Here is a 21,436-nt window from a genome sequence, read left to right on the forward strand (position 1 = left end):
CCGGCTACCCCTGGCACCGTTGAAAATGTACCTATACCCGGACGACGCGTAACTGGTAGCCCTCGTCCGCACCGAACACCTGCCGAAAGCACGCCTCGACGAAGTCGGCGGCGTGTTTGGGGTCAGCGATGGCCGCGACGTGGACCACTCCCTCGGGGGCCTTCCGCGTCGCCGGTTGTTCGACTTTGAACACCGGGAACTCGGAGAGCAGGTCGTCGAGACGCCCTCGCTGGTCGTCGGTGAGCGTCAGCGTCAGCGTCCGGTCGGCGTACTCGACGCGCCCCCCGTCGGATTCGAGGACGACGCCCTCGCTGTCGCGTTTGCGGTGGGCCGTGATGGCGTCGACGACGAGTCCGAGTCGCTCGCGGGGGTCGCTGGCCTCGAAGCGGGTCATGACGGGGACGAAGGGGCGAGGGGTAATCAATGGGTTGCGGACGCGGGCGACGTCGGCACGGCCCCCGCCCCCGAGCGGGCGTCTCGCCGGTAGACGGGACGTCTCAGACCCGTGCGAGCACCTGCAACCAGCCGTCCTCCGACTGGAGCGACGACACGTCGAACCCGGCGCGCTCTACGAGTCCCCGGAACTCCTCCGGTTCGTACAGCGTGAACCGTCGGTCGTCCCCATCGTACGCCCGTCCCAGACACTCCCCCGACCCGCGCTTGACTCCGCAGAACAGCACTCCGCCCTCGTCGAGGACGCGGGCGAACTCCCGGAGGGTGGACGGGGCGTCCTCACGGGGGACGTGGAGGAACGAGGCGAGCGCCCAGACGCCGTCGAAACGCCCGTCCGCGACGGCGAGTTCGCGCATGTCCATCCGGGAGCGGGCCGCGTCCGGGGCCACCTCACCCGCGGCCCGGAGGAACGACGCCGATAGGTCGATGGCGGTCACGTCGTGGCCCCGTTCGAGGAGGGTGGCGGACTCCCACCCCGGGCCACAACCGACGTCGAGGACACGGCTCCCGGGTGCGAGGGACGCGTCGAACCGGTCGACCAGGTGGGCGACGACGGAGCGGTCGGCGTGTCGGTCGCGGTACTCCTCGGCGACGGTCTCGTAGGTTGCGAGCGTCCGTTTGACGGGGTCTTCGGGCACGTCTGGCAAGCGGGGACGCTTCCTACAAGCCTTTTACTCCGGCCCCTGTGGACCCGGTATGAGCAACCCACGCATCCTGTTGCTCGGTCCGCCGGGGGCCGGCAAGGGCACGCAGAGCAAGAACATCGTCGACACCTACGGCGTCGAGCACATCACGACGGGCGACGCCCTGCGCGCGAACAAGGACATGGAGACGGAGTACGGCAAGCCCCGCGAGTTCATGGAGGCCGGCGACCTCGTCCCGGACCCCGTGGTCAACGAGATCGTGACCGCCGCACTCGCGGACGCCGACGGGTTCGTCCTCGACGGCTACCCGCGCAACATGTCGCAGGCCGAGTTCCTCGACGAGCACGCCGACCTCGACATCGTCGCGTTCCTCGACGTGGGCCGCGAGGAACTCATCAAGCGCCTCACGGGCCGGCGCGTCGACCCCGAGACGGGCGACAACTACCACGTCGAGTACGACATGCCCGAGGACGACGCGATTGCGGACCGCCTCGTCCAGCGCGACGACGACACCGAGGAGACGGTCAGGGACCGCCTCGACGTCTACGACGAGAACACGAAGCCGCTCATCGAGTTCTACGAGGAGCGCGGCCTGCTGGAGCGAATCGAGGGGGACCAGACGCCCGACGAGGTCTGGGAGGACCTCCGTGTGGCCATCGAGGGCGCCGTCGCGGACGACGAGTAGGGCGGTCCCCCTCGACCCGCGCTCCGGCCCGTACCGCCCCTGTCGCCCGACTGCGGGTCACAGGGTTGATAACCACCCGTTTCCTACTCCGGTGCAATGCCACGCACTGCTCAGAAGGTGGAGGACCTCGTCAGCGAGGACCCCGCCATGCGAAACGCCCTCGAGGTCGTCCTCGACCGCGCCGAGGCAAACGGCGGCACGGTCGAGTGGGCGGACGTCGACGACGACCTCTCGAGCGGCCAGTGGGGCCGACTCATCGAGAAGGGCGTCCTGCGGAGCGCGAGCGGCGACGGGTTCGAGGTCCGCGACCCGGCGGCCGTCCGCGCGGCGCTCGATGGCGACACCGGGTCCGGGTCGTCGACGAGTGCGACCGGGAGTTCCGACGCGGACGACGGGGGGAAGGGCTGGTCTACCTACGACAAGATGGCCGGCCTCGGTGCCCTCGGACTCTTTCTGGGTTACTCGGTGGGGCAGGTCCGGAACGCCGTCGGGAGCGCCCTCGACGTCGTCCTCGGCCCCATCGAGGCCGCGCTGCCCTTCTACGCCGTCATCCTCGTCCTCGCGATGGTGACCGGCCTCTACTCGACGCTCCTGCAGGCGAACCTGATGGACACCGAGAAGATGGGCGAGTATCAGGAGCGCATGAAGGACATCCAGGACCGCTACAAGGCGGCCAAGGAGTCCGGCGACGAGAGCGAGGTCGAACGCATCAACGAGGAGCGCATGGACGCCATGGGCGACCAGATGGGCATGATGAAAGAGCAGTTCCGCCCGATGGTGTGGATCATGCTCCTGACCATCCCCGTGTTCCTCTGGCTCTACTGGATGATCCTCGAGAACCCGGGCGACCTGGGGACGGTCACGATGCCGCTCATCGGGCAGGTCGACTGGACGGCGTCCACGTTCGTCTTCCCGGCGTGGATCCTCTGGTACTTCGTCTGCTCGATGGGGTTCACCCAGATCATCCGCAAGGCGCTGAACATCTCGACGTCGCCGACGACGTCGTAAGACAACCTCTTTTACTCCCCCTCGGTGAGTGGGGACATGTTGATTACCGTCTCCGGCCCCGCCGGCAGTGGCAAGAGCACCGCTGCGGCGGCCCTCGCAGAGACGCTCGGCTACGACCACGTCAGCGGTGGTGACATCTTCCGCTCGCTGGCCGACGAACGCGGCGTCTCGCTCGTCGAGTTCAACCAGTTGGCGGAGGACGACGACCAGATCGACCGCGACCTGGACCGCCGACTCAGGGACATCGCCCGCGACCGCGACGACGTGGTCCTCGAATCGCGGCTGGCGGGGTGGATGGCCGGCGAGTACGCCGACGTGCGTATCTGGCTCGACGCCCCCCTCGACGTCCGCGCGGCCCGCATCGCCGACCGCGAGGAGAAACCCGCCGAGGCGGCCCGCGAGGAGACCGAGGCGCGCGCCACCAGCGAGGCCGGTCGGTACCACGAGTACTACAACATCGACATCGACGACCGCACCATCTACGATCTCGCGCTCAACACCGCCCGCCTCGGTCCGGAGGGCGTCGTCGAGACCCTGCTGGCGTTCGTCGAGGCGTACGACCCGGCGCTCGACGAGGGGAAGGCACCCGTCGAACACGTGCGCTACGAGTTCTGATGGCGCTCCGTGGCCCGCCGACCGACCGCACGCTCTCCGACCTCCGCGAGTTCGGCGTCGTCAACCTCGACAAGCCGCCCGGCCCGTCCTCCCACCAGGTGGCAGCGTGGCTCCGCGACCTCGCCGGCGTCGATCGGGCGGCCCACGCCGGCACCCTCGACCCGAAGGTGACGGGCTGTCTCCCCGTCTTGCTCGGGGACGCCACCCGCGCCGCGCAGGTGTTCGACGACAGCGTCAAGGGGTACGTCGCGGTGCTGGAACTCCACCGCCCCGCACCCGCCGACTTCGAGGCCGTCGTCGCGGAGTTCGAGGGGCCGCTCCTCCAGAAACCACCCCGCAAGAGCGCCGTCAGCCGGCGCCTCCGGACGCGGACGGTTCACGAACTGGAGGTCCTCGAACGCGAGGACCGTCGGGCGCTCCTGCGCATCCGCTGTGAGAGCGGAACGTACGTCCGGAAGCTCTGTCACGACCTCGGACTCGCACTCGGGACGGGCGCGAACATGGGTGCGCTCCGGCGCGTGGAGACGTACCCCTTCGACGACCGGTCGCTGGTGACGATGCACGACGTGACCGACGCCCTCGCGGAGGCCGAGTCGGGCGACGAGTCGCTCCTCCGCGAGTGTATCGCGCCCGCCGAACGCGCACTGGTTCACCTGCCCGGCCTGACCGTGGCGCCGAGCGCCGCCGAACAGGTCGCGGAGGGCGCCCCCGTGTACGCGCCGGGCGTCATCGACGGTACGGCCCCGGAGTCGGTCGATTTCGACGGCCTGCGCCCCGACCCAGCGGCGGACGCCGCACGTGGGTCGCTCGTCGTTTGCTACACGCCGAACGGGGCGGCGGTCTGTCTGGGGCACCTCGTCGGGGACGTCGACGCCGATTCGGGGACCGTCGTCGAACTCGAACGCGTCCTCGTCTGACCTCCCGCCCTACGGGTTTTTGTCGGGAGGGTCCCGTCGAGAGGTATGACAGTCGAGTTCGGCACCGCGAGCGCCTCCCCGGGGGAGCGTGCGCGGGGCTACTGGGACGCGACGACGCTCCCGACGGGGACCCCCGAACGGCTCCCCGTCGTCGTCGTCAACGGCAGCGAGGCGGGACCGACCGCGTGGCTCACGGCGGGCGTCCACGGGGACGAGGTGACGGGCGTGGCCGCCGCACAGGACGCCTGCGCCGCACTCGACCCCGACTCGCTCGTAGGGTGTGTCGTCTGTCTCCCCTGTGTGAACCCCGCCGGGCTTCGACAGACCGAGCGCACCTCCTACTACCACGGCGACGACCCGAACCGCCACTTCCCGGACCCGGCCAGCGACTCCTCGCGCCCGCCCCGCGTCCAGGAGCGAATCGCCTGGCGACTGTACGAGGCGTTCGTCGGGAAGGGCGAGGCCCCGCGGGCCGACCTGCTGGTCGACCTCCACACCGCGCAGGTCGGCTCGATGCCTTTCACCATCCGCGACCGCGTGCTCTACGGCTCACAGCGCGACGAGGAGGCGGCCCACGCTCTCGCGGACGACCTCGAACGGCTCGCCGACGCCATCACCCTCCCCGTCGTCACCGAGTTCGAGGCCGTCGAGTACACCGAGCGGAACCTCCAGCGCTCGCTCGCCGGGAGCGCCCTCAACGCCGCCGGCATCCCCGCCTGCACGGTCGAGTTGGGGAGCAGGAGCGTCGTCGAGGAGGGCAACCGCGCGGCAGGTGTCGCCGGCGTCTGTCGGGCGCTCGTCGCCTTCGAGATGCTCGAATCGGTCCCCGAGAAGGTGGAAACGGCCGCCCCGGACGTCGAGGCGCCCGTCGACTACCCCGTCCGCCGGTACGTCGGGCCGCACGCCGAGACCGTCGGTATCGCCCGCCACCGCGTCGCCGCCGGGGACGTCGTGGAGTCGGGGACGGTGGTCGCGGACGTTGTCGCACCGACCGGTGAGCACCGCGCCAGCGTCACCGTCGACCGCGAGGGGTACGTCCTCGCCCGGCAGGGTGGCGTCGCGGTGTACGAGAACGACCCGCTGGCGAGCCTCGCGGTGCGCGACGAGGGCGAGTTAGTCGTCTCGCGGAGCGGGAGGGAGTAGCGCGAGTCAGTGTCACGGACGCGAGAGAAGCGAAGCGCTTAATCCGGGGACTACCCTCGGATGATACGCAGCGCGGGACCGTGGGGTAGCCTGGTATCCTCGGCGGATGGGGTCCGTCGGACTTGAGTTCGAATCTCAACGGTCCCATTGATTTCTCGCGGCGCTCACGTTCGAGCGCCGCAAGTAGCGAAGACGACCGGTGAGATTCCGAACAGCGAGCGACCGAGTTCGACTCTCGACGGTCCAACCGCAGTCCGACTCTCGGTCCGCGCTCACCGACATGGCTACCAGGTCGCCGGTTCGGGTGCTCTCCACGCGAGCGCCACGCCACACGCTGCGAGGAGTCCCGCCGCGAGAAACGCCGCGTCGAACCCCGTCGCCTCCACGAGGGCCCCGCCGGCGATCGGCGCGAGGAACGCTCCGGAGAGTCCGACGCTCGTCTGGAACGCGACAGCCGTCGCCGCGACGCGCGGGTCCACCAACTCCCGGACATACGTGAACGACAGCCCGAGCGTGAGCTGGACTGCGAACCCCGCGAGGAGGAGCATCCCGACGAGCAGGGCGACCGACCGAAACCGGGGGAGGGCAGCCACTACGGGAGCCGCGACGAGGAACGACCCGAGGACGACCGGCCGCCGCCGCCCGTCGAACAGGCGGTCGGAGAGCGCTCCACTGCTGACCCGTGACAGGATTCCGACGGCGGGGAACAGCGCGACGAGTAGCCCACTGAGGCTCAGCGAGAGGCCGACCTCGTTGGTGAGGTACGCCGATCCCCAGCTGTTGACGAACAGGTACAGCGAGTACCCGAGGAAGCCCAGACCGCCGACGAGCCAGACGTCCCGGTTCCGCAGGACGTCCCCGAACTCCCCGAGCGTCGGTGCGCTGCCCTCGCTGTGTCCGAGGCCCCGACTCGTCGGCCAGAACAGGACCAGTCCGACCAGCGCGAGACCGTTGAACGCGAGGAAGATGGCCGGCCAGCCGAACCGGGCCGTGATCAGCGGCCCGGCCCCCTGCCCGAGTGCGAACCCGATGGGTCCGCTGGCGGTGAATATCCCGACGGCGGTCGCCCGCGTCGAAGCGTCCACGGCTCGGCTCACGATGTCGATGCCCGCGTTCCAGACGACGACGTACGCGATGCCGCCGACCGCTCGCGACGCGATGACCCCCCAGTAGTCGCCGTTCCGCCCGGCCTGCCAGCCCCAGAGGCCCGCGACGAACAGCGTGAGAACGGCGGCAGCCATCGAACCGCGCGTGCTCGCTCGGTCGAGCACCGCGCCGGCAGGGAGGCTCGTGACCACCGCGGTTCCGAACATCACGCCGACGAGGAGGCCCGCTGCAGTCGCGCTGATGCCCAGCGAGTCACTGATGACCGTCGTCACGCTCGCTGGGGCGATCTCGTAGGCGGCGAGTCCGGTCGATATCAGACTCGCCCCGACGACGAGCCCCCATCGCGCCGTCCCCCTCGATTCGCCGATGCTCGGGGACCGTCTCGGTCGGTCGTCTCCGGGTATCCGTTCAGACATCCTTCAGTCGGTAGCGCAAACCTGACCGCGCAGTACGAAACAGTTTGCCGTGTCCATCGACTCCCGGTTCGGAACCCGACGGGATACGCCGACAGGTTCGGCGATGGACACGCCGTCGGGGATTCGACCCCGAATCTGTGTCCCGACTGTGGTGACCACATGCGCACTCGGAGAGTTCCGTTCGAGTCACGGCGGCGCGAGCACCGCCCTGTCCCGCGTAACGAAGCGGTCATACCGATGGCGTCCCTAGCCAGTCCATGGTGAGCCGACCGAACGAACGGCGCTCCGGGCGAAAGATACTGCTCGTCATCGCCGTCGTCGCCGTCGTCATCGGTGCCGTGTTCGGGTACGTCATCGGCCTCGTCGCGCCGGGCGTGTTCGGCCAGATCGAACTCGCCGGGACCACGCTGTTCAGTCCGACCCCGAGCGGGTTCGCGACCTACGGCGCGCTCGCGACGGCGGCCGCACTGGGCGTGCTCTTCGCGCTCGTCCACGTCGTCTCCCGGTTCGACACCGACGCCCGCTGACGGCACTCCACTCCCGGAGGCGAGGGGTGCAGTCGCTCGCGGCGTGTGGACTGAGACACGGGCCGGGGAGGGGGAGTGGCCCGCGCCACGGACCGTCGAGAACCTGCGAATCGACGGTCGAATCCGGTGTAGGGCGCGGCCGGCGAGAGGGGGAAGACCGGCCGCGCGACCGGATTCGGCCGAGTCGAAGCGCCCGACAGGTATAGTTCACCCCATGGGTGCAACACCGATGGTACCTATCCGGGTCGCGGCGCGCCCCCGGTCCCCGGCCGGTTTCGTCCGCGGGACGGCGTCCGCGGACGCCCGCCGGCCGAACCTCACGGTCGACACCCGGCAGACGCCGGGGACGCGGCGGGCTAAGGAGGGCCTTACAGCGTCCGGCGACCCATCACGAGGAGATTTCGCGTCACATCGCCGCTTCGGGGCGTTTCGGACACCGCGAGCAACTGTTTCGTGCGAGCGACCCGAGCGTGCAAACGTCACCCATACGTGAAATTCTCGCTGTAACCCGTCACGAACTAACATACAGAGAGTGCTCTGTACAGGTGGCTGCCTCTCAGTACGCGAGCGAGGGGGCACGCCCCCGACGAAGTCGGGAACTACCACCTGTGGCGGACGGCGGTGGGGCCCACCACCCCACGTCGCCTGCATCCGAGTCGACACCTCCGAAGCGACTGCCACGTCTCGACCCGCGAGGGAGAGGCCCCGGACTGAAGTACGGTGGGCGAGTCGCCCCTGTATGGACCACCAACGAGTACCCACTCGACCGTCGACACCCTCGGCCCGGGCGGACGGGGGTCGATGATGTCGCCACTCCTCCCGAGCGACCGGCGGCGACGGGCGTGGTGGGCGGCCGTCGTCGCGTTCGTCTTCCTCCTCCTCTTCGTCGGCTACGTCTTCGTCGGCACGCTCGCCACCGGTCTCTTCCTCTACTACGCGGTGCGCCCGGTCAACCGGCGACTCGAGGGGTACGTCTCGTCGTCGGGGCGCGCGGCGGCGCTGACGATGGTGGTGGTCGTCCTCCCGTTGCTCGCGCTCGTCGGGTACGTCCTCGCCGTCGGCATCCAGCAGGTCAGCACCCTCGACCCGACCGTCCTCCAGCCCTACGTGAACCCCGAACGGCTCTCGGACCTCTCGGAACTCCTCCAGAGCCCCCGCCAGATACTCCAGCGACTCCGGGAGGGGGGCGTCCCGAGCGTCGTCTCGCAGGCGCTCGGCGTCCTCGGGTCCATCGGGACCGCCCTCATCCACTTCTTCCTGATGGTGACGCTGGTCTACTACCTGCTGCGCGACGACGAGCGAATCGCGAACTGGTTCCGCGAGTCGGTCGGCGGGGAGAGCACGGCCCACGCCTACGTGGCGGCCGTCGACGAGGACCTCAGCTCCGTCTACTTCAGCAACATCCTCCTGATGACGGTGGTCGCCGTCCTCTCCGTCGTCGGCTACACGCTCTACAACGCCCTCGCGCCGAGCACCGTCGGCATCCCGCTTCCCATCGTCCTCGGCGTGCTGACGGGCGTCGCCAGCATCGTCCCCATCGTCGTCGGGAAGATCGTCTACGTCCCCATCGCGGTGTTCCTGTTCGCCAACGCGCTCCGCGCGCCCGAGAGCCTCCTCGTCTACCCCGTCGCGTTCACCGTCGGCGCGTTCCTCCTCCTCGACCTCATCCCGCTCACGTTCGTCCTGCCGTACATCGCCGGGCGGACCCTCCACCGGGGGCTGATGCTGTTCGCGTACATCGGCGGCCCGCTCCTGTTCGGCTGGTACGGCATCTTCCTCGGGCCGCTGCTGGTCGTGGCCGCGTTCCACTTCGCCCGGTACGTCGTCTCCGACCTCCTGCGCGGCGAGGACGTCCACGCGCGACCCACCGCGGCGCGGGACGCCGGGTCCGACCCCGTCCCCGACGAGTGAGTCCTTCGGGCCCGCGACTCGCTCGCGAATCACCAGCGTTTTGCCCCCGCTCCGGGTGCGCTCGGACATGGATGCGGCCGTCGTCGTCCCGGCGTACAACGAGCGCGAGGGCATCGAGCGCGCGCTCTCCGCCCTCGCCGGGCAGGACGCCGAGGTGGTCGTCGTCGTCGGGGGCGACGACGGGACCGAGGACGTCGCCCGCGCGCACTCCGCCGCTGACCGCGTCCTGCGCGACGACCGCGAGGACGGCCCCGCCGCCGCCCGCAACCGGGGCGCACGCGCGACGGAGTGCGAGGTGGTCTGTTTCACCGACGCCGACACCGTCGTCGGCCCGGGGTGGGTCGCCCGCCACCGCGCGCACTACCACGACCGGGGCGTGGTCGGCGTCGGCGGCCCGCTCCGCGCCCTCGACGGCGACTGGACCGACGAGGTGCTGTTCCGGGTGCTCTCGGACTGGTGGTACCGCGTCTCGTGGCCTGCGGGCTTCGTCCAGGCCAGCGGGAACAACTGCTCGTACCGCCGGGAGGCGTTCCTCGACGCGGGCGGGTTCGACGAGGACCTGCCGTTCATGGAGGACACCGACTGCTCGCTGCGGATGCGCGCGTACGGCGACGTGGTGTACGACCGCCACGCGTGGGTCGAGACGTCCGTCCGCCGCCAGCGGGAGGAGGGCTACCTCGGTCTCTTTCTCACCTACGCGCTCGGCTACGCCCGCTACGCCCGCGGGAAGGACCCCGGCGAGGGCTACTTCCGCGACTGGTAACCCCACACAGGCACGTCTCTCCGGTGGCGAAACCCGCTTGTACGGCCCCGCTGAACCCTCTCGTAGATGGTCCGCGTCGAGACGGGTGCCCGCGTGCACTTCGGCTTCCAGAACCTCTCGCTGGCCCACGAACGCCTCTACGGGGGCGTCGGGGTCACGCTCGCCGAGCCGCGGGTGGTCGTGGAGGCGACCCCCTCGGACGAACTCGACGCCGACCCGGAACTGCGCGAGACCGCGGCGCGCGCCGTGGACCTCCTCGACCTGCCGGGCGTCCGCGTCCGCCTCGTCGCGGGCCTCCCCCGGCACGTCGGCCTCGGGAGCGGCACCCAGCACGCGCTGACGACGCTCGCCGCCGTCGCTCGCGCCTACGACTATGACCCGTGCGTCCGCGAGCGCGCACCCGCACTCGGACGGGGTGGACGGAGCGGCGTCGGCGTCGCGGGCTTCGAGTCGGGAGGGTTCGTCGTCGACGCAGGCCACCCCACCGAGCGGTTCACCACGGCACCGCCCCCGAAAGGCGAGTGGACGGTTCCGCCCGTCCTCGCACGTCACGACGTGCCCGCCGACTGGCGGTTCCTCCTCGTCGTCCCGGAGGGAACGGGGAAACACGGGGACGACGAGGACGAGAGCATGCGGGCGGTGGTCGAACGCGCGGACCCCGCCATCGCCGACGAGGCGGCGGCGCTCCTCCTGCGCGGGGTGCTCCCCGCCGTCGCGACGGGCGACCGGGAGCGCTTCGGGGCCGCGGTCGGCGAGTTCGGCCGCCTCAACGGAGCGTGGTACGCCGACGAACAGGGCGGCGTCTACCGCCCCCCGGCGGGCGAACTCATCGAGACGCTCCGGGGCGCGCGCGTCGTCTCGGGCGTCGGGCAGTCCTCGTGGGGGCCGACGGTGTACGGCGTCACCGACGAACGGGACGCCGCGGCGGCGCGCGAGGCGGCCGAGGACGCCCTCGACACCGTCGGCGTCGCCGGCGAGGTCAGCGTCGTCGCACCCCGGAACGCCGGGGCGCGCGTCGTGGAGTGAGCGAACGGTTTTCCGGTCGGAGGCCACCGAAGGAGCATGCGAACCGACCGGCCACTCGTACGCGGCCACATCGCGGACGTGTTCGCCCGGACGAGCCTCCTGCTCCGGGTCGGGGGCGACCCGAGTGTCGCGGCGGCGGCCCTCCGGCGAGCGTTCCGCCGGTGGTATCTCTCCGAGTACTGTCGCCTGACGGTGGTGACGACGAGACAGGTACGCGCGTGGGAACTCCCGGTCGCCGCGGCACGGCTAACCGAGGGAGGCCCCGAGTCCGACCGCCTGCGGGCGTTCGTGGCCGAGCGACTGGGGTAGTCAGTCGCTCGCGTTGCCCGCGCTGTGGCGGTTCGCCCGCGACGGCGGCGGGTACTGGGGGTTGCGCTCCTCGACGCCGAGCGGCGGGAGCACGCAGCGGTCCGGTTCGCGGTTGACGAACGAGTACTGGTCGGGAGCGTTGGCGAGACAGTGCGCCGGGTTCTCGGCGCTGTCGATGCGCGCCGCCCTGAGTTCGTTGAACCCGGAGATGCGGGCGCGGATCCCCCGCCAGTGGTTCCGGGAGGTGTGTGGAACGCGATAGGGGTGGGGCGGGCCGAGGGCGGGTTGGCGCGCGGCGATGGCGGCGCGGTTGACGTTCGCCGCCAGGTCGTCGTGATCGATGAGGACGCCGACGCGGGCGGTCGGCGGCGCGCGCGCGGCGAGGAGGTCGAGTCCGAGGTGGAGTGCCCGGTACTCCGCGACGTTGTTGTCCGGGACGCTGTCGGGGAGTGAGCGCCGCGCGACGGTCTCACCGTCGCGCGTCTCGATGACGACGCCGAGGCCACCGGTGCCGGACTCGCGGAACGAGCCGTCGCTCGCGATGTAGTAGTCTCGGTGGTGGGTGCGCGGCGGGTGCGCGATGTGCGGCGTCGGGGACTCGTCGAACAGGTCTCGCAGGGTCGGCCGGCCGTATGCGGCCATATCGATATCTTCCCCCCATCGGACTTAAATCTGCGGGCGGAGTGTGCGTTCCACGCCGAAATTTCCCTGGGAGTGCTCGATAGGCCACAATCGCGGCCCGCAGCGGTCCACTCGGTACCGAGCCACACACGACGACACCGCAACCTTGAGGCGCGGCGCGACACCACCCCCACCGTGTCACGCCACCGGAACCTGCTGTTGTTTCTCGCGCTCGCGGTCATGTGGGGATCCGCGTTCGTCGCAATCAAGGCCGGTCTCGACTACGGGTTCCCGCCGGTGCTGTTCGCCGCCGTCAGGTACGACGTCGCGGGCCTCCTGATGCTCGCCTACGCGTTCTCCGTCCTCGACGACCCGTTCCCCCGTACCCGACGAGAACTCGCGGATGTCGCGGTGAGCGCGGTGTTCATCATCGCGGGCTACCACGCCCTCCTCTTCGTCGGCGAGGGGAACACGACGAGTGCCGCCGCCGCCGTCATCGTCTCGCTGTCGCCCGTCCTGACGACGGCCATCGCGCGGGCGGTCCTGCCCCGCGAGCGGTTGAGCGTGCTGGGCGTTCTCGGCCTCCTCCTCGGTCTCGTCGGCGTCGGCCTCCTCGTCAGGCCGGACCCGAACGACCTGCTGACGGCCGACGTGGTGGCGAAGGGTCTCGTCTTCGGGGCGGCGCTCTCGTTCGCCCTCGGGAGCGTCCTCAACCGCCGCATCGACTCGGGCATCGCCATCGAGTCGCTGGAAGCGTGGTCGATGCTCGCCGGTGCGCTCCTGATGCACGGCCTCAGTCTCGGCCTCGGGGAGTCGGCGGCGGGTCTCGACCTCACCCCCGGGCTGCTGGCGTCGGTCGCCTACCTCTCGCTGGTGGCGAGTGCCCTCGGCTTCCTCGTCTACTTCCGCCTGCTGGACCGCCTCGGCCCCATCGAGATCAACCTCGTCTCGTACGTCGCGCCAATCGTCGCCGCCGTCGTCGGGTTCGCCCTGCTGGGCGAGGTCATCGACGCGGCCACTGCGGGGGGGTTCCTCGTCATTGTCGCGGGGTTCGTCCTCATCAAGTGGGAGGCCATCAGGACGGAGGTGCGGTCGTTGCGGACGCGAGGGGTGCCCGGCGACGACTAGCCGGGGCTGCTTACTGCTCGAAGCCGCCGAAGTGGGTTATCTCGTCGACCGAGCGGCGGAACTTCCGCTCGTTCTCCCGGTCGTTGGCGTCCTCGGCGGCGTAGCCCATCGTCACCAGCATGACGGGTTCGAACTGCTCGGGGACGTCGAACGTGTCGCGGACAGCGCCGTCGTCGAATCCCTCCATCGGGCACGTCGAGAGGCCCTTGCTCCGGGCGGCGTGCATGAGCGTCATCGCGGCTAGTGAGGTCGAGCGCGTCGTCCAGAGCGTGTTCTGTTCCTCCGAGCGGTCGCGCCAGCCCTCGATGGTGTCGACGAGGCCGTCACGGGTCTCCTCGTCGGGGAGGTAGCCCTTGTCCAGCCAGTCGTCGAAGACGCGGTCGGCGTGCGCCGCCGGGTCCTTGTTGCCGAGGACGACGACGGCGACGGGCGCGTCGGTGACGTGTTCCTGTCCGCCGGCGCACTCCTGGAGGGCCGCCCGGTCGTCCTCGTCGGTCAGGACGACGAACTCCCACGGCTGGAGGTTGTACCCCGAAGGGGTGTACCGGACGAGGTCGAACACCTCGCGCAGGGTCTCCTCGCTCACGTCCTCGTCGCTGTAGTCGTGGACCGACCGTCGGTCGCGGACGACCGTCTCGAACTCGTCGGGGCGCGTCTCGTCCATCTCCGACTGTGACGTTGCCATACCCGGGAGGAGGGCCGCGAGACGGATGAACCCGGGACCACCGGCGAACGCTTCCGAGAGGGGTGTGCTACCGCCTACCTGACGTCGAGGTGCCGGCGGACGAGGGTGCTCTCGGCGCGGTGGAGCGTCTCGCTGAGCGTGGACTTGGCGACGCCGAGGTCGGCAGCGAGGTCCGAGAGCGTCACGCGACGGGGGGTCTCGTAGTAGCCCAGTTCGACGGCCCGTTCGAGAATCTCCCGCTGGCGGTCGGTCAGGACCGACCCGTCCGGCGTCGACGGCGAGACGGCCTCGACCCGCGGCGCGAGTCCGTCCCGTTCGAACTGGTCGCGGAGGGCGCGCAGTCGTTCGCGCGGGGCGGTCACTCGGAGCGTCGCCGTCCCGTCACGGACCGTCACCGGGAGTTCGAGGGGGACGCCCGAGGCGTGAGCGGACTGGAGGAGGAGCGGTTGGGACGTCTCGAACCGCAGGAGTGCGCGCTCGTCGTCGCGAGCGAGGACGTCGAGTGCGGTCACCCCCCGCTGGTCGCGCATCGCGTCGAGGAGGGCGTCCGTGACGCCGAGAACGTCGAGCAACCCGACGCCCGTCCGCCCCTCGGAGAGGGCCGCGAGGACACGGAGCGTCGCCTCGGGGTGGGCCGTCGAGACGGCGTGGACCCACGTATCGGGTGAGAGGTCGACACGGAGCCGGGCCCGTGGCATACCTCCTCCGTCGGGAGGTAGCGACTTAGTTCCCGGCGCGCGCTCGCTCGACACGCCCGGTCAGCAACAGAACATGAACGGGTAGACCAGCGCGACTCGGTCGCCGTCGGTCAGTTCGGCGTCGAACCCGCCGAGATGCTCGTTGAACCGCCCGTTTATCATGATACGGGCGTAGGCTCGCGTCTGTTCGCCTTCAGGGTTCTTGCGCCACACACCCGGAGGGTCGGCGACGCGCGCCCACCCGTGGGCGGTCGCCTCCGCCTCCGTCTCGGCGATGAGGAGGTCCTCCAGTCCCTCGTGGTCGTCGAAGAAGGCCGCGAGGAACTCTCGGAGCGTCGTCCCCTCGAACGTGTACGTCGACCGTCCGGTCCCCAGTTCCCTGCGGACGTGTCCCGTCGCCCGCACCTCGACGGTCGTCTGCTGTTCGGACTCCTCCTCGTCTGCCGCCGTCGGCGGGGCCGGGGTGTCGGTACGCATAGCTCACCCTCCGCGCTCTACGGGAGTGAACGATACCCCGAACAGGTTCGGGACGGGGCGGGGCCCCCTCCTCACTGCTTCGCGGGCGAGGGGTCGGTCTCGCCGACCCGCCGTTCGTCCACCGGCATCGTACACCGCACGACGGTGACGGGAACGGGCGAGCGCCGGACCACCGTCTCCGCGACGCTCCCGAGCAGGAGCCGCGAGACGCCCTCGCGCCCCTGACTCCCCATCACGACGTGGTCGACGGGGTGGGTCTCGGCGTACTCGATGATGACGCGGGCGGGGCGGCCCGTCTCGACGACCGTCTCGACGTTCATCCCGTCGGCCTCGGCGGTCTCGCGGGCGGCTTCGAGCCACTCGGCCGCCCGCTTCTGGGCGGACTCGTACCACACCTCCGCCGTCCCCGGCGCGTTCGGGCCCGTAAAGCCCATCGCCGGGTCGATGACAGTCAGGAGCGTCAGGCGGGCGTGGGGAAACACCTCCATGGCGTGCGAGAGCGCCCGGTCGGCCTGCTCGGACCCGTCGTGCGGGACGAGGACGTTCGTCATGTGTCACAGTATGTCACGACGAGGCAAAACGGTTCGGGCGGGGGCGAGGGAGCGGTGGTGTCGGGGAGCGGGTCAGTCCCGTCCGTGGCGGGTCAGGCAGTTCGAGAGGCCGATGATCTCGACGGGTTCAGAGTTGTCCGGCGAGTAGACGACCATCTGGCCCTTCTCCATGTAGGGCACCTTCGACTCCAGCGTCGCGGGGATGTTCACCGACCGGATGGCGTCCTCGTCGCCGAGGTTGAGGACGACGGTGGTGTTCACCTGCTTGAAGACGGGGTCCGCGATGTCCTGTGGGTCCTGCGTGATGAGGAAGAGACCGAGACGCTCCTTGCGGCCCTGTTTGGCCGCCTCGGTGAACTTCGAGATGACCTTGCGGGCCTGCACGCTCTCGGCGTCCGTGAGGAAGTTGTGCGCCTCGTCCATCCCGACGACGAGTGGCGTGTCCTTGATGCGGTCGTAGCGCGGGTCGTTCGACAGTTTCTGGTCGATGAGGAGGCTGGAGGCGGCGAGGACGACGGCCTCCTTCGCTCGCGCACTGCTGATGTGGTACGTCGGGACCACCGTGAGGCCGCCCGGCCGGACGAACTCGTGTATCTGGTCGGTGAGGGCGGGTGCGTCCTGGTCGAACACGTCGTTGAACCCGAAGACGCGGCGCTTGACGGCGTCGTAGGTGGCCTCGTGGACCCGCCCGGACTCGTCGAGTTCCTCCTTCAGGCCCGGGTCGTCGAGGAACGACGTGAACTCCCGGTAGGTGCCCGAATCCCCGTGCTGGCGGAAGAACCGGTTGAGCAGTTCCATCAGCGCGCCGTACTGGTTGTCGTTGAGACTCGACCCCGCGACCAGCCACGGGTTGTCCCGGACCATCGAGAACGGGACGGTGAACTCCACCTGTCGGGCGCGGTGGTGGCTGGCGGCGTACGTCGCGTCCCCCACCTTCGGGACGAACGCGACGGTGTCGTCGTACCCGCCGTGTCTGATGCCCTCTCGCTCGTAGCGAGTCTCGTCCTCCGCGGTGACGTCCGGGTTGTCGTCGTGCATCTGGGCGTACTCGTCCTGCGGGTCGAACTGCACGACGGCAGTGGCGGGAGAGCGCCCGTCGCTCATCTCGTAGGTCCGCCCGAGGTACTGCCGGAGGACGTTCTTCGCGGCGTGGGTCTTCCCCGACCCGGTGCCCCCCGCGACGAGGGTGTGGCGGAACACGAGGGGGTCGCCCGAGTCGTAGTCGTCCTTCAGGCGGTAGTCGATGGTCGGCGGTTCGGCCGCCGTCCGTACTTTCTGGCCTCCGACGGCGAGGTGCCCGAGGAAGACGCCCTCCTCGGGCATCTTCAGGCCCGTCTTTATCTCCGTGGCGTCGGTGGCCTGCCTGACGACCGTCTCGGGTTTCGGGACGCGGTCGGTCATCCGCCGTCGCAGTTCGCCGTCCTGTTCGTACAGCACCGCGACGGGGTCGAGCGTCGCCATGAACTTGTAGTCCTGTTCGTCGATGCCCCGCGAGCGCATGGCCCGCCGGGCGTGAATCTCGGTGGCGTCGTCGGACTGGAACTCCTGGGCGTACTCCAGCGCCGTGATGCGACAGAACAGACGCTCCCCGTCCGCGTGCCCGCTGGTACGCTCCTGATTGGCGGCTCCCGCCGCCCCGTCGGGATACTGCGCGACGAGGTAGGACCCGATGCGCACGTCCGTCCGGTTGGAGACGGTGACGTACGCCTTCAGGCAGGTGTCGCGTTCGTCCTCGCTGACCATCAGGCCCGCCGATGCGGAGAGCGTCCCGATGCCCCGGTCGCGGCCCACGTCGTCCACGGAGACGCGTTCGAAGTCGTCGGTCGACCCCGTGCCGTTGTTCGTGGTCGAGTCGGCGGCGGCGTCGGTCCCGGCGTCCGCGCCCGTCTCGGCGACGGTGTCGGCGTCGGCCCCCTCGTCCGCGTCCGCCTGCTCCCGCGAGAAGTTCGAGAAGTCCCCGAGGTCGGTCATGGACGGTCCTCGGACCGGAGGGGCAAACCCGTTTCCCTCGGGCGCTCTCCGTCGAAGGGAAATCGACTTGTCGGTCGAGGGGGAGTTCGGGTCGTGCTCCCCACCATCGAACACACGGCCGTCAGAGCGACCCTCGCCGGCGGCCGCCACCTCGGCGAACGGTTCCGCGCGAACGACGCCGACGGCGAGTTCTCCGCCCACGACGTGAAAGCCGCCGCCGACCGCGCCAGCGAGGAGCGGATGCTGGGCGTCGTCGAGGAGGCGTTCCCCGACCACGCCGTCTACAGCGAGGAACGCGGCGAAGGCGGTGGCGAGGGCGACTACCGGTGGATCGTCGACCCACTCGACGGGACGAACAACTTCGTCGCCGGGATGCCCTCGTTCGCCTCGGCCGCCACGGTGCTCGATTCGGGCGACCCAGTCGTCGCCAGCGTCTACGCGCCCGTCGCGGACGACCTGTACGTCGCCCGGTGGGGTGGAGGGGTCGAGTACGACGGCGAGACGGTCGAGACGGGAAGCGACCGCGCCCCGAGCGAGGCCACCGTCGGGTTCGTCGTCGGCCACGGGGTGAAACTGGACCCGGACCGCGCCGAACGGGCGCACGCGGTACGGACGGCCCTCGAAGACCGGTGCAAGCGGGTCGTCGAGTCCTGGTCGCCGACGGTCCACTGGGGGTTGCTCGCCCGCGGGCGCATCGACGCGATGGTCTCCCTCTCCCCCGACCGGGAGGAGCAGTACGCGGGGGAACTGCTGGCGCGCGAGGCGGGCGCGGTGGCCCGCGAGGACGGCCCGCTGGGGGTGTTCGCCGCGAACGAGTCGCTGTGTGATTCGTGTTGGCAAGCGGCAGACAGTGGCGAGGACCAGTAGTTCCCGTTTGCGCACCCTTTTACGGCTTCCTGCCGTAGTTCCCCTATGCTACTCATCCGCGGACACGGCGGGGGGACCGCGCTCACGGGGACACTCTACGAGCGTGGCGAACGCGCCCCCGAGTTCAAGGGTGCGCCCGACGAGGACGCCCCCTACGTCTGGGTCTGCGACGAGTTCTACGAGGTGGACAGCGGCGGTCAGGTCCAGCGAATCGACGGGAAGGACGTGAACATCGCGTTCGACACCCCGATGCCCCGCGGCTTCGAGACCCGAGAGCAGGCCGTCGAGGCGGCGAAAGAGCACATCCGCACGCAGTTCGCTCGCGTCGGCGTCCGCGAGGCCGACGTGGAGATCGAGGTCATCAAGACCGAACCGGGCACGCAGTAGTCGAGCGACGGGACCACTCTCAGTCCATCACGCCCCAGCGCTCGTCGTTGTAGTCCGTGTCGCGCTCCGTGTCGAAGGTCCGTTCGAGCGCCGTCTGGAGGGCGCTGGTCTCCGCCCGGCCGATTCGGGCGAGGTCGTCGGCCTTCTGGACGGCGGGCGGCGGCCCGCGCTGGACGGCGACGCCCTGCAGGAGTTGCATCAGGAGGCGTTCGCGCAGGTCCTCGTCGCGGGTGAAGACGGCGGGGGCCTCGACGCGGTAGACGAGGTCAGTCCGGGGGTCGTAGATGGCCGCGAACGTGACCTCGTAGGCCTCGGGGTCGAGGCGACGGTCGATGCCGAAGGCGTCACCCAGCGTCGAGAGCGCACGGTCCGCGCCGCCGCGCGAGACGAACCAGTTCGTGAACGTCAACTCGTTCGTGAGGCGCTCGAAGCCCTCCTCGCGCTCCTCGCGGCGTTCGAGCACCTGCGAGAAGAACGAGGCGTCGTTGACCCACGGCGCGTTCCCGCGTTCGTTGCGCACCGTCCGGGTGATGGCGCGCGTGATGGGCGACTTCACGAAGCCCACGAGGGGCACCTCCCGCGAGACGAACGACTCCACGAGGCGGACGTAGTTCTCGATGACGTCGCGCGGGCGTTCGTCCTCCGCCAGCAGGTCCGCGAGTTCCGGTTCCCGGTTCGCCCAGTTGAGCAACCCCTTCGGGTAGATGGGGCCGTCCATCACCAGCAGGTCCTCCACCACCTCGGCCTGCGTGCGGGCGTGTTCGCTCTCGGCGAGGTAGAGGGCGAGTTCGTGGACCACGGCCGTCTCGTATCGCGACACCCGGGGAGCGTGGAGGATGCGCCCGCGGGTGTACCCCTCGTCGAACATCGTCCAGTCCTCGTTGAGGGTGACGGCGGCGTCGTTGGTGTGGACGGTGGCGACGACGGTGCGCGCCCGGTGGAGGTCGAGGTCGGAGGGGACGGCGCTCATCGCGGCCTGCGCCACGTCGAGGACGACGCCGTTCTTGAACGTCGTCGGGTTGACCGTCCCCGAGTCCAGCCCGTGCTGGGTCTCGAAGGGCGACTCCATCAGGGCGGCGCCCTCGATGTCGATACGCCGGCGGCGCCGTTCGCCGAGGGGTTCGACGATGACGTCGTCCCCGTCGCGCAGTGGGGAGAGCCACCCCTCCCAGACTGTCTCCGCGAACGCCCGGTGGTCGCTCGCGTCCACGTCCTGCTGAATCCGCCCGGCGAGGCGCGTGATGCCGTCGAAGTGCACCGGGTCGAGGGTCATGGTACGACTCGGCGCGCCGCGAGAGAAAAAGCCGTCGGGGTGCCCGCGTGCGACGGCAGACGGGTCCCCTCACCCAGCGTGGGGAACCCGCTCCGCGAGGACGATGCTCGTCCCCGGCCCGACCGTCTCTCGGCGGACGTTCGCGAACCCCGCCTCGGAGAGCCACTCGGCGAGGTCCGCGTACTCGTGAATCGACGCGCCGATGGTCGCGAGGTAGTTGAGCGAGACGAACTGGAGCGCCGCGTGCCACGCCGGGGTGCGCGCCGACCCCTCGAACTGGTCGATGACGGCGACGAGGCCGCCCATCCGGAGCGACCCCGCCACGCGGTCGAGAAGCGCGCGCACCTCCTCGGGGGTGTGCGCGTGGACGACGTTGAACAGGAGGGCGGCGTCGTAGCCCGTCCCGAGGTCGTCGACGAGGTAGTCGCCGCCGACGAACGAGACGCGGTGGGCCATCCCCTCCTCGGCCAGTACCTCCGCCGTGACGGGTTCCACGTCGGGCCGGTCGAACACCGTTGCCTCCAGTCCGGGATGGGCGCGACAGAGCGCCGCGCTGTAGAGGCCGTGGCCGCCGCCCACGTCGAGAATACGCGTCGCACCGTCCGGCAACTCGACAGCCTCGACTACGTCCTCGACGACCAGTCGACCCACCGCGAGGAAGCCGCGCTGGACGACGCGGGCCAGTTCTGGGTCGTCGTCCAGCCACTCGTAGATGGTCCGGAGGGGCCGCCCCTCGCGGACCGCCGTCTCGATGTTGGCCGCCCAGAACGGGAAGACCGCGCGCTCCCACGCGAGGAGGTAGTCGCCGATGTCCGTCCCGTTCGGGTCGCGGTCCGTGAGCCATCGGGTCGTCATGTCGGTGTTCCGGTAGCGCCCGTCGTGGTCCGCGACGTACCCGGCCGCGTCGAGGAACGCGAGCAGGCGGTCCAGGCCGGCCTCGTCGGCCCCGAGGTCGCGGGCCAGTGCGCTCGCCGACCGGGGGCCGTCCGCGAGTGCGTCGAACAGGCCGATGTCCACCGCGAGGGCGGCCGCGTGGAAGGCGCCGGCGCTCACCAGGTCGAGGACGGGACCCGGCCCGCGGTTCAGGCGCAGCATCGCGAGGCGCTCTACCGTGTTCGGGACGACCGGCATCAGCACTCACCCGCCCGCGTCAAGGCGGTTCGGAAGGGGAACATCATGGTCTTCGATTCTGTCGAATCGCCGTCTAGACGACGGCTCAGCGTTTGAGCGTTGTGCTGGCCGGAGAGACAGTGC

At 70.2% G+C, this 21,436-nt stretch carries 24 protein-coding genes and 1 tRNA gene; 14 read left to right on the forward strand and 11 right to left on the reverse strand.

Annotated features, from left to right (window positions below; all coding sequences use genetic code 11):
* Positions 1-31: 31 nt before the first annotated feature.
* A complete protein-coding gene (locus tag NKG96_RS13695) occupies positions 32-394 on the reverse strand; it encodes a DUF7975 family protein (RefSeq protein WP_254535540.1) in 363 nt (120 codons plus the stop codon).
* A gap of 103 nt (positions 395-497) precedes the next feature.
* On the reverse strand, positions 498-1,091 hold the full coding sequence (locus NKG96_RS13700; RefSeq protein ID WP_254535541.1) for a class I SAM-dependent methyltransferase: 594 nt from the start codon (positions 1,089-1,091) through the stop codon (positions 498-500).
* A 58-nt stretch (positions 1,092-1,149) separates the two neighbouring features.
* Here NKG96_RS13700 and NKG96_RS13705 point away from each other — a divergent pair, with 58 nt between their 5' ends.
* From NKG96_RS13705 to NKG96_RS13730, 6 genes are all read left to right on the forward strand, one after another.
* Positions 1,150-1,782 (forward strand): adenylate kinase, encoded by a 633-nt coding sequence (locus NKG96_RS13705; RefSeq protein ID WP_254535542.1) that lies wholly within the window; start codon positions 1,150-1,152, stop codon positions 1,780-1,782.
* Positions 1,783-1,878: 96 nt separating this feature from the next.
* Positions 1,879-2,790 carry a DUF106 domain-containing protein gene (locus NKG96_RS13710; RefSeq protein ID WP_254535543.1) on the forward strand — a complete coding sequence of 304 codons (912 nt, stop codon included), beginning with the start codon at positions 1,879-1,881 and terminating at the stop codon, positions 2,788-2,790.
* Positions 2,791-2,826: 36 nt separating this feature from the next.
* Positions 2,827-3,405 (forward strand): (d)CMP kinase, encoded by a 579-nt coding sequence (gene cmk / locus NKG96_RS13715; RefSeq protein ID WP_254535544.1) that lies wholly within the window; start codon positions 2,827-2,829, stop codon positions 3,403-3,405.
* Positions 3,405-4,322: an RNA-guided pseudouridylation complex pseudouridine synthase subunit Cbf5 gene (locus NKG96_RS13720; RefSeq protein WP_254535545.1), complete on the forward strand. Its 918-nt coding sequence runs from the start codon at positions 3,405-3,407 to the stop codon at positions 4,320-4,322. The genes cmk and NKG96_RS13720 overlap by 1 nt, the downstream gene beginning before the upstream one ends.
* 45 nt (positions 4,323-4,367) lie before the next feature.
* Positions 4,368-5,465 (forward strand): succinylglutamate desuccinylase/aspartoacylase family protein, encoded by a 1,098-nt coding sequence (locus tag NKG96_RS13725; RefSeq protein WP_254535546.1) that lies wholly within the window; start codon positions 4,368-4,370, stop codon positions 5,463-5,465.
* 74 nt (positions 5,466-5,539) lie between these two features.
* Positions 5,540-5,612: transfer RNA gene (locus NKG96_RS13730), tRNA-Pro, on the forward strand.
* 137 nt (positions 5,613-5,749) lie between these two features.
* Here NKG96_RS13730 and NKG96_RS13735 read toward each other — a convergent pair.
* Entirely contained in the window at positions 5,750-6,988 is a 1,239-nt protein-coding gene (locus NKG96_RS13735; protein ID WP_254535547.1) for an MFS transporter, read from the reverse strand.
* A gap of 257 nt (positions 6,989-7,245) precedes the next feature.
* On the opposite strand from NKG96_RS13735, the gene NKG96_RS13740 reads away from it, so the two are divergent.
* From NKG96_RS13740 to NKG96_RS13760, 5 genes are all read left to right on the forward strand, one after another.
* Positions 7,246-7,515: a DUF7520 family protein gene (locus tag NKG96_RS13740; protein ID WP_254535548.1), complete on the forward strand. Its 270-nt coding sequence runs from the start codon at positions 7,246-7,248 to the stop codon at positions 7,513-7,515.
* Positions 7,516-8,316: 801 nt separating this feature from the next.
* Positions 8,317-9,426 carry an AI-2E family transporter gene (locus tag NKG96_RS13745; protein ID WP_254535549.1) on the forward strand — a complete coding sequence of 370 codons (1,110 nt, stop codon included), beginning with the start codon at positions 8,317-8,319 and terminating at the stop codon, positions 9,424-9,426.
* 67 nt (positions 9,427-9,493) lie between these two features.
* Entirely contained in the window at positions 9,494-10,189 is a 696-nt protein-coding gene (locus tag NKG96_RS13750) for a glycosyltransferase family 2 protein (protein ID WP_254535550.1), read from the forward strand.
* Positions 10,190-10,255: 66 nt separating this feature from the next.
* A complete protein-coding gene (locus tag NKG96_RS13755; protein ID WP_254535551.1) occupies positions 10,256-11,215 on the forward strand; it encodes a beta-ribofuranosylaminobenzene 5'-phosphate synthase family protein in 960 nt (319 codons plus the stop codon).
* Positions 11,216-11,251: 36 nt separating this feature from the next.
* Positions 11,252-11,524, forward strand: coding sequence for a hypothetical protein (locus NKG96_RS13760; RefSeq protein WP_254535552.1), 273 nt, complete (start codon positions 11,252-11,254; stop codon positions 11,522-11,524).
* On the opposite strand, the gene NKG96_RS13765 is transcribed toward NKG96_RS13760, so the two are convergent.
* Complete coding sequence (locus NKG96_RS13765) at positions 11,525-12,166, reverse strand: ribonuclease H family protein (RefSeq protein WP_254535553.1); 642 nt, start codon at positions 12,164-12,166, stop codon at positions 11,525-11,527. It lies immediately after the preceding gene.
* 174 nt (positions 12,167-12,340) lie between these two features.
* Here NKG96_RS13765 and NKG96_RS13770 point away from each other — a divergent pair, with 174 nt between their 5' ends.
* Complete coding sequence (locus tag NKG96_RS13770) at positions 12,341-13,273, forward strand: DMT family transporter (RefSeq protein ID WP_254535554.1); 933 nt, start codon at positions 12,341-12,343, stop codon at positions 13,271-13,273.
* Positions 13,274-13,283: 10 nt separating this feature from the next.
* On the opposite strand, the gene NKG96_RS13775 is transcribed toward NKG96_RS13770, so the two are convergent.
* The 5 genes from NKG96_RS13775 to NKG96_RS13795 form a co-directional block, all read right to left on the reverse strand.
* On the reverse strand, positions 13,284-13,958 hold the full coding sequence (locus NKG96_RS13775; protein WP_254535555.1) for a nitroreductase family protein: 675 nt from the start codon (positions 13,956-13,958) through the stop codon (positions 13,284-13,286).
* 74 nt (positions 13,959-14,032) lie between these two features.
* On the reverse strand, positions 14,033-14,656 hold the full coding sequence (locus NKG96_RS13780) for a helix-turn-helix domain-containing protein (protein WP_254535556.1): 624 nt from the start codon (positions 14,654-14,656) through the stop codon (positions 14,033-14,035).
* Between the two features lie 60 nt (positions 14,657-14,716).
* Complete coding sequence (locus tag NKG96_RS13785) at positions 14,717-15,133, reverse strand: MoaD/ThiS family protein (protein ID WP_254535557.1); 417 nt, start codon at positions 15,131-15,133, stop codon at positions 14,717-14,719.
* Between the two features lie 71 nt (positions 15,134-15,204).
* Positions 15,205-15,684 carry a universal stress protein gene (locus NKG96_RS13790; RefSeq protein ID WP_254535558.1) on the reverse strand — a complete coding sequence of 160 codons (480 nt, stop codon included), beginning with the start codon at positions 15,682-15,684 and terminating at the stop codon, positions 15,205-15,207.
* Between the two features lie 72 nt (positions 15,685-15,756).
* Positions 15,757-17,655 carry an ATP-binding protein gene (locus NKG96_RS13795; RefSeq protein ID WP_254535559.1) on the reverse strand — a complete coding sequence of 633 codons (1,899 nt, stop codon included), beginning with the start codon at positions 17,653-17,655 and terminating at the stop codon, positions 15,757-15,759.
* A 93-nt stretch (positions 17,656-17,748) separates the two neighbouring features.
* On the opposite strand from NKG96_RS13795, the gene NKG96_RS13800 reads away from it, so the two are divergent.
* Complete coding sequence (locus NKG96_RS13800; RefSeq protein ID WP_254535560.1) at positions 17,749-18,522, forward strand: inositol monophosphatase family protein; 774 nt, start codon at positions 17,749-17,751, stop codon at positions 18,520-18,522.
* Positions 18,523-18,567: 45 nt separating this feature from the next.
* On the forward strand, positions 18,568-18,909 hold the full coding sequence (locus NKG96_RS13805) for a DUF7113 family protein (RefSeq protein WP_254535561.1): 342 nt from the start codon (positions 18,568-18,570) through the stop codon (positions 18,907-18,909).
* A gap of 19 nt (positions 18,910-18,928) precedes the next feature.
* On the opposite strand, the gene NKG96_RS13810 is transcribed toward NKG96_RS13805, so the two are convergent.
* Both NKG96_RS13810 and NKG96_RS13815 read right to left on the reverse strand, forming a co-directional pair.
* Positions 18,929-20,182: a DNA double-strand break repair nuclease NurA gene (locus NKG96_RS13810; RefSeq protein WP_254535562.1), complete on the reverse strand. Its 1,254-nt coding sequence runs from the start codon at positions 20,180-20,182 to the stop codon at positions 18,929-18,931.
* A gap of 69 nt (positions 20,183-20,251) precedes the next feature.
* A complete protein-coding gene (locus NKG96_RS13815) occupies positions 20,252-21,313 on the reverse strand; it encodes a methyltransferase (protein ID WP_254535563.1) in 1,062 nt (353 codons plus the stop codon).
* Between the last annotated feature and the right edge of the window lie 123 nt (positions 21,314-21,436).

It is taken from the genome of Halomarina litorea, from assembly GCF_024227715.1.
Classification (GTDB): domain Archaea; phylum Halobacteriota; class Halobacteria; order Halobacteriales; family Haloarculaceae; genus Halomarina; species Halomarina litorea.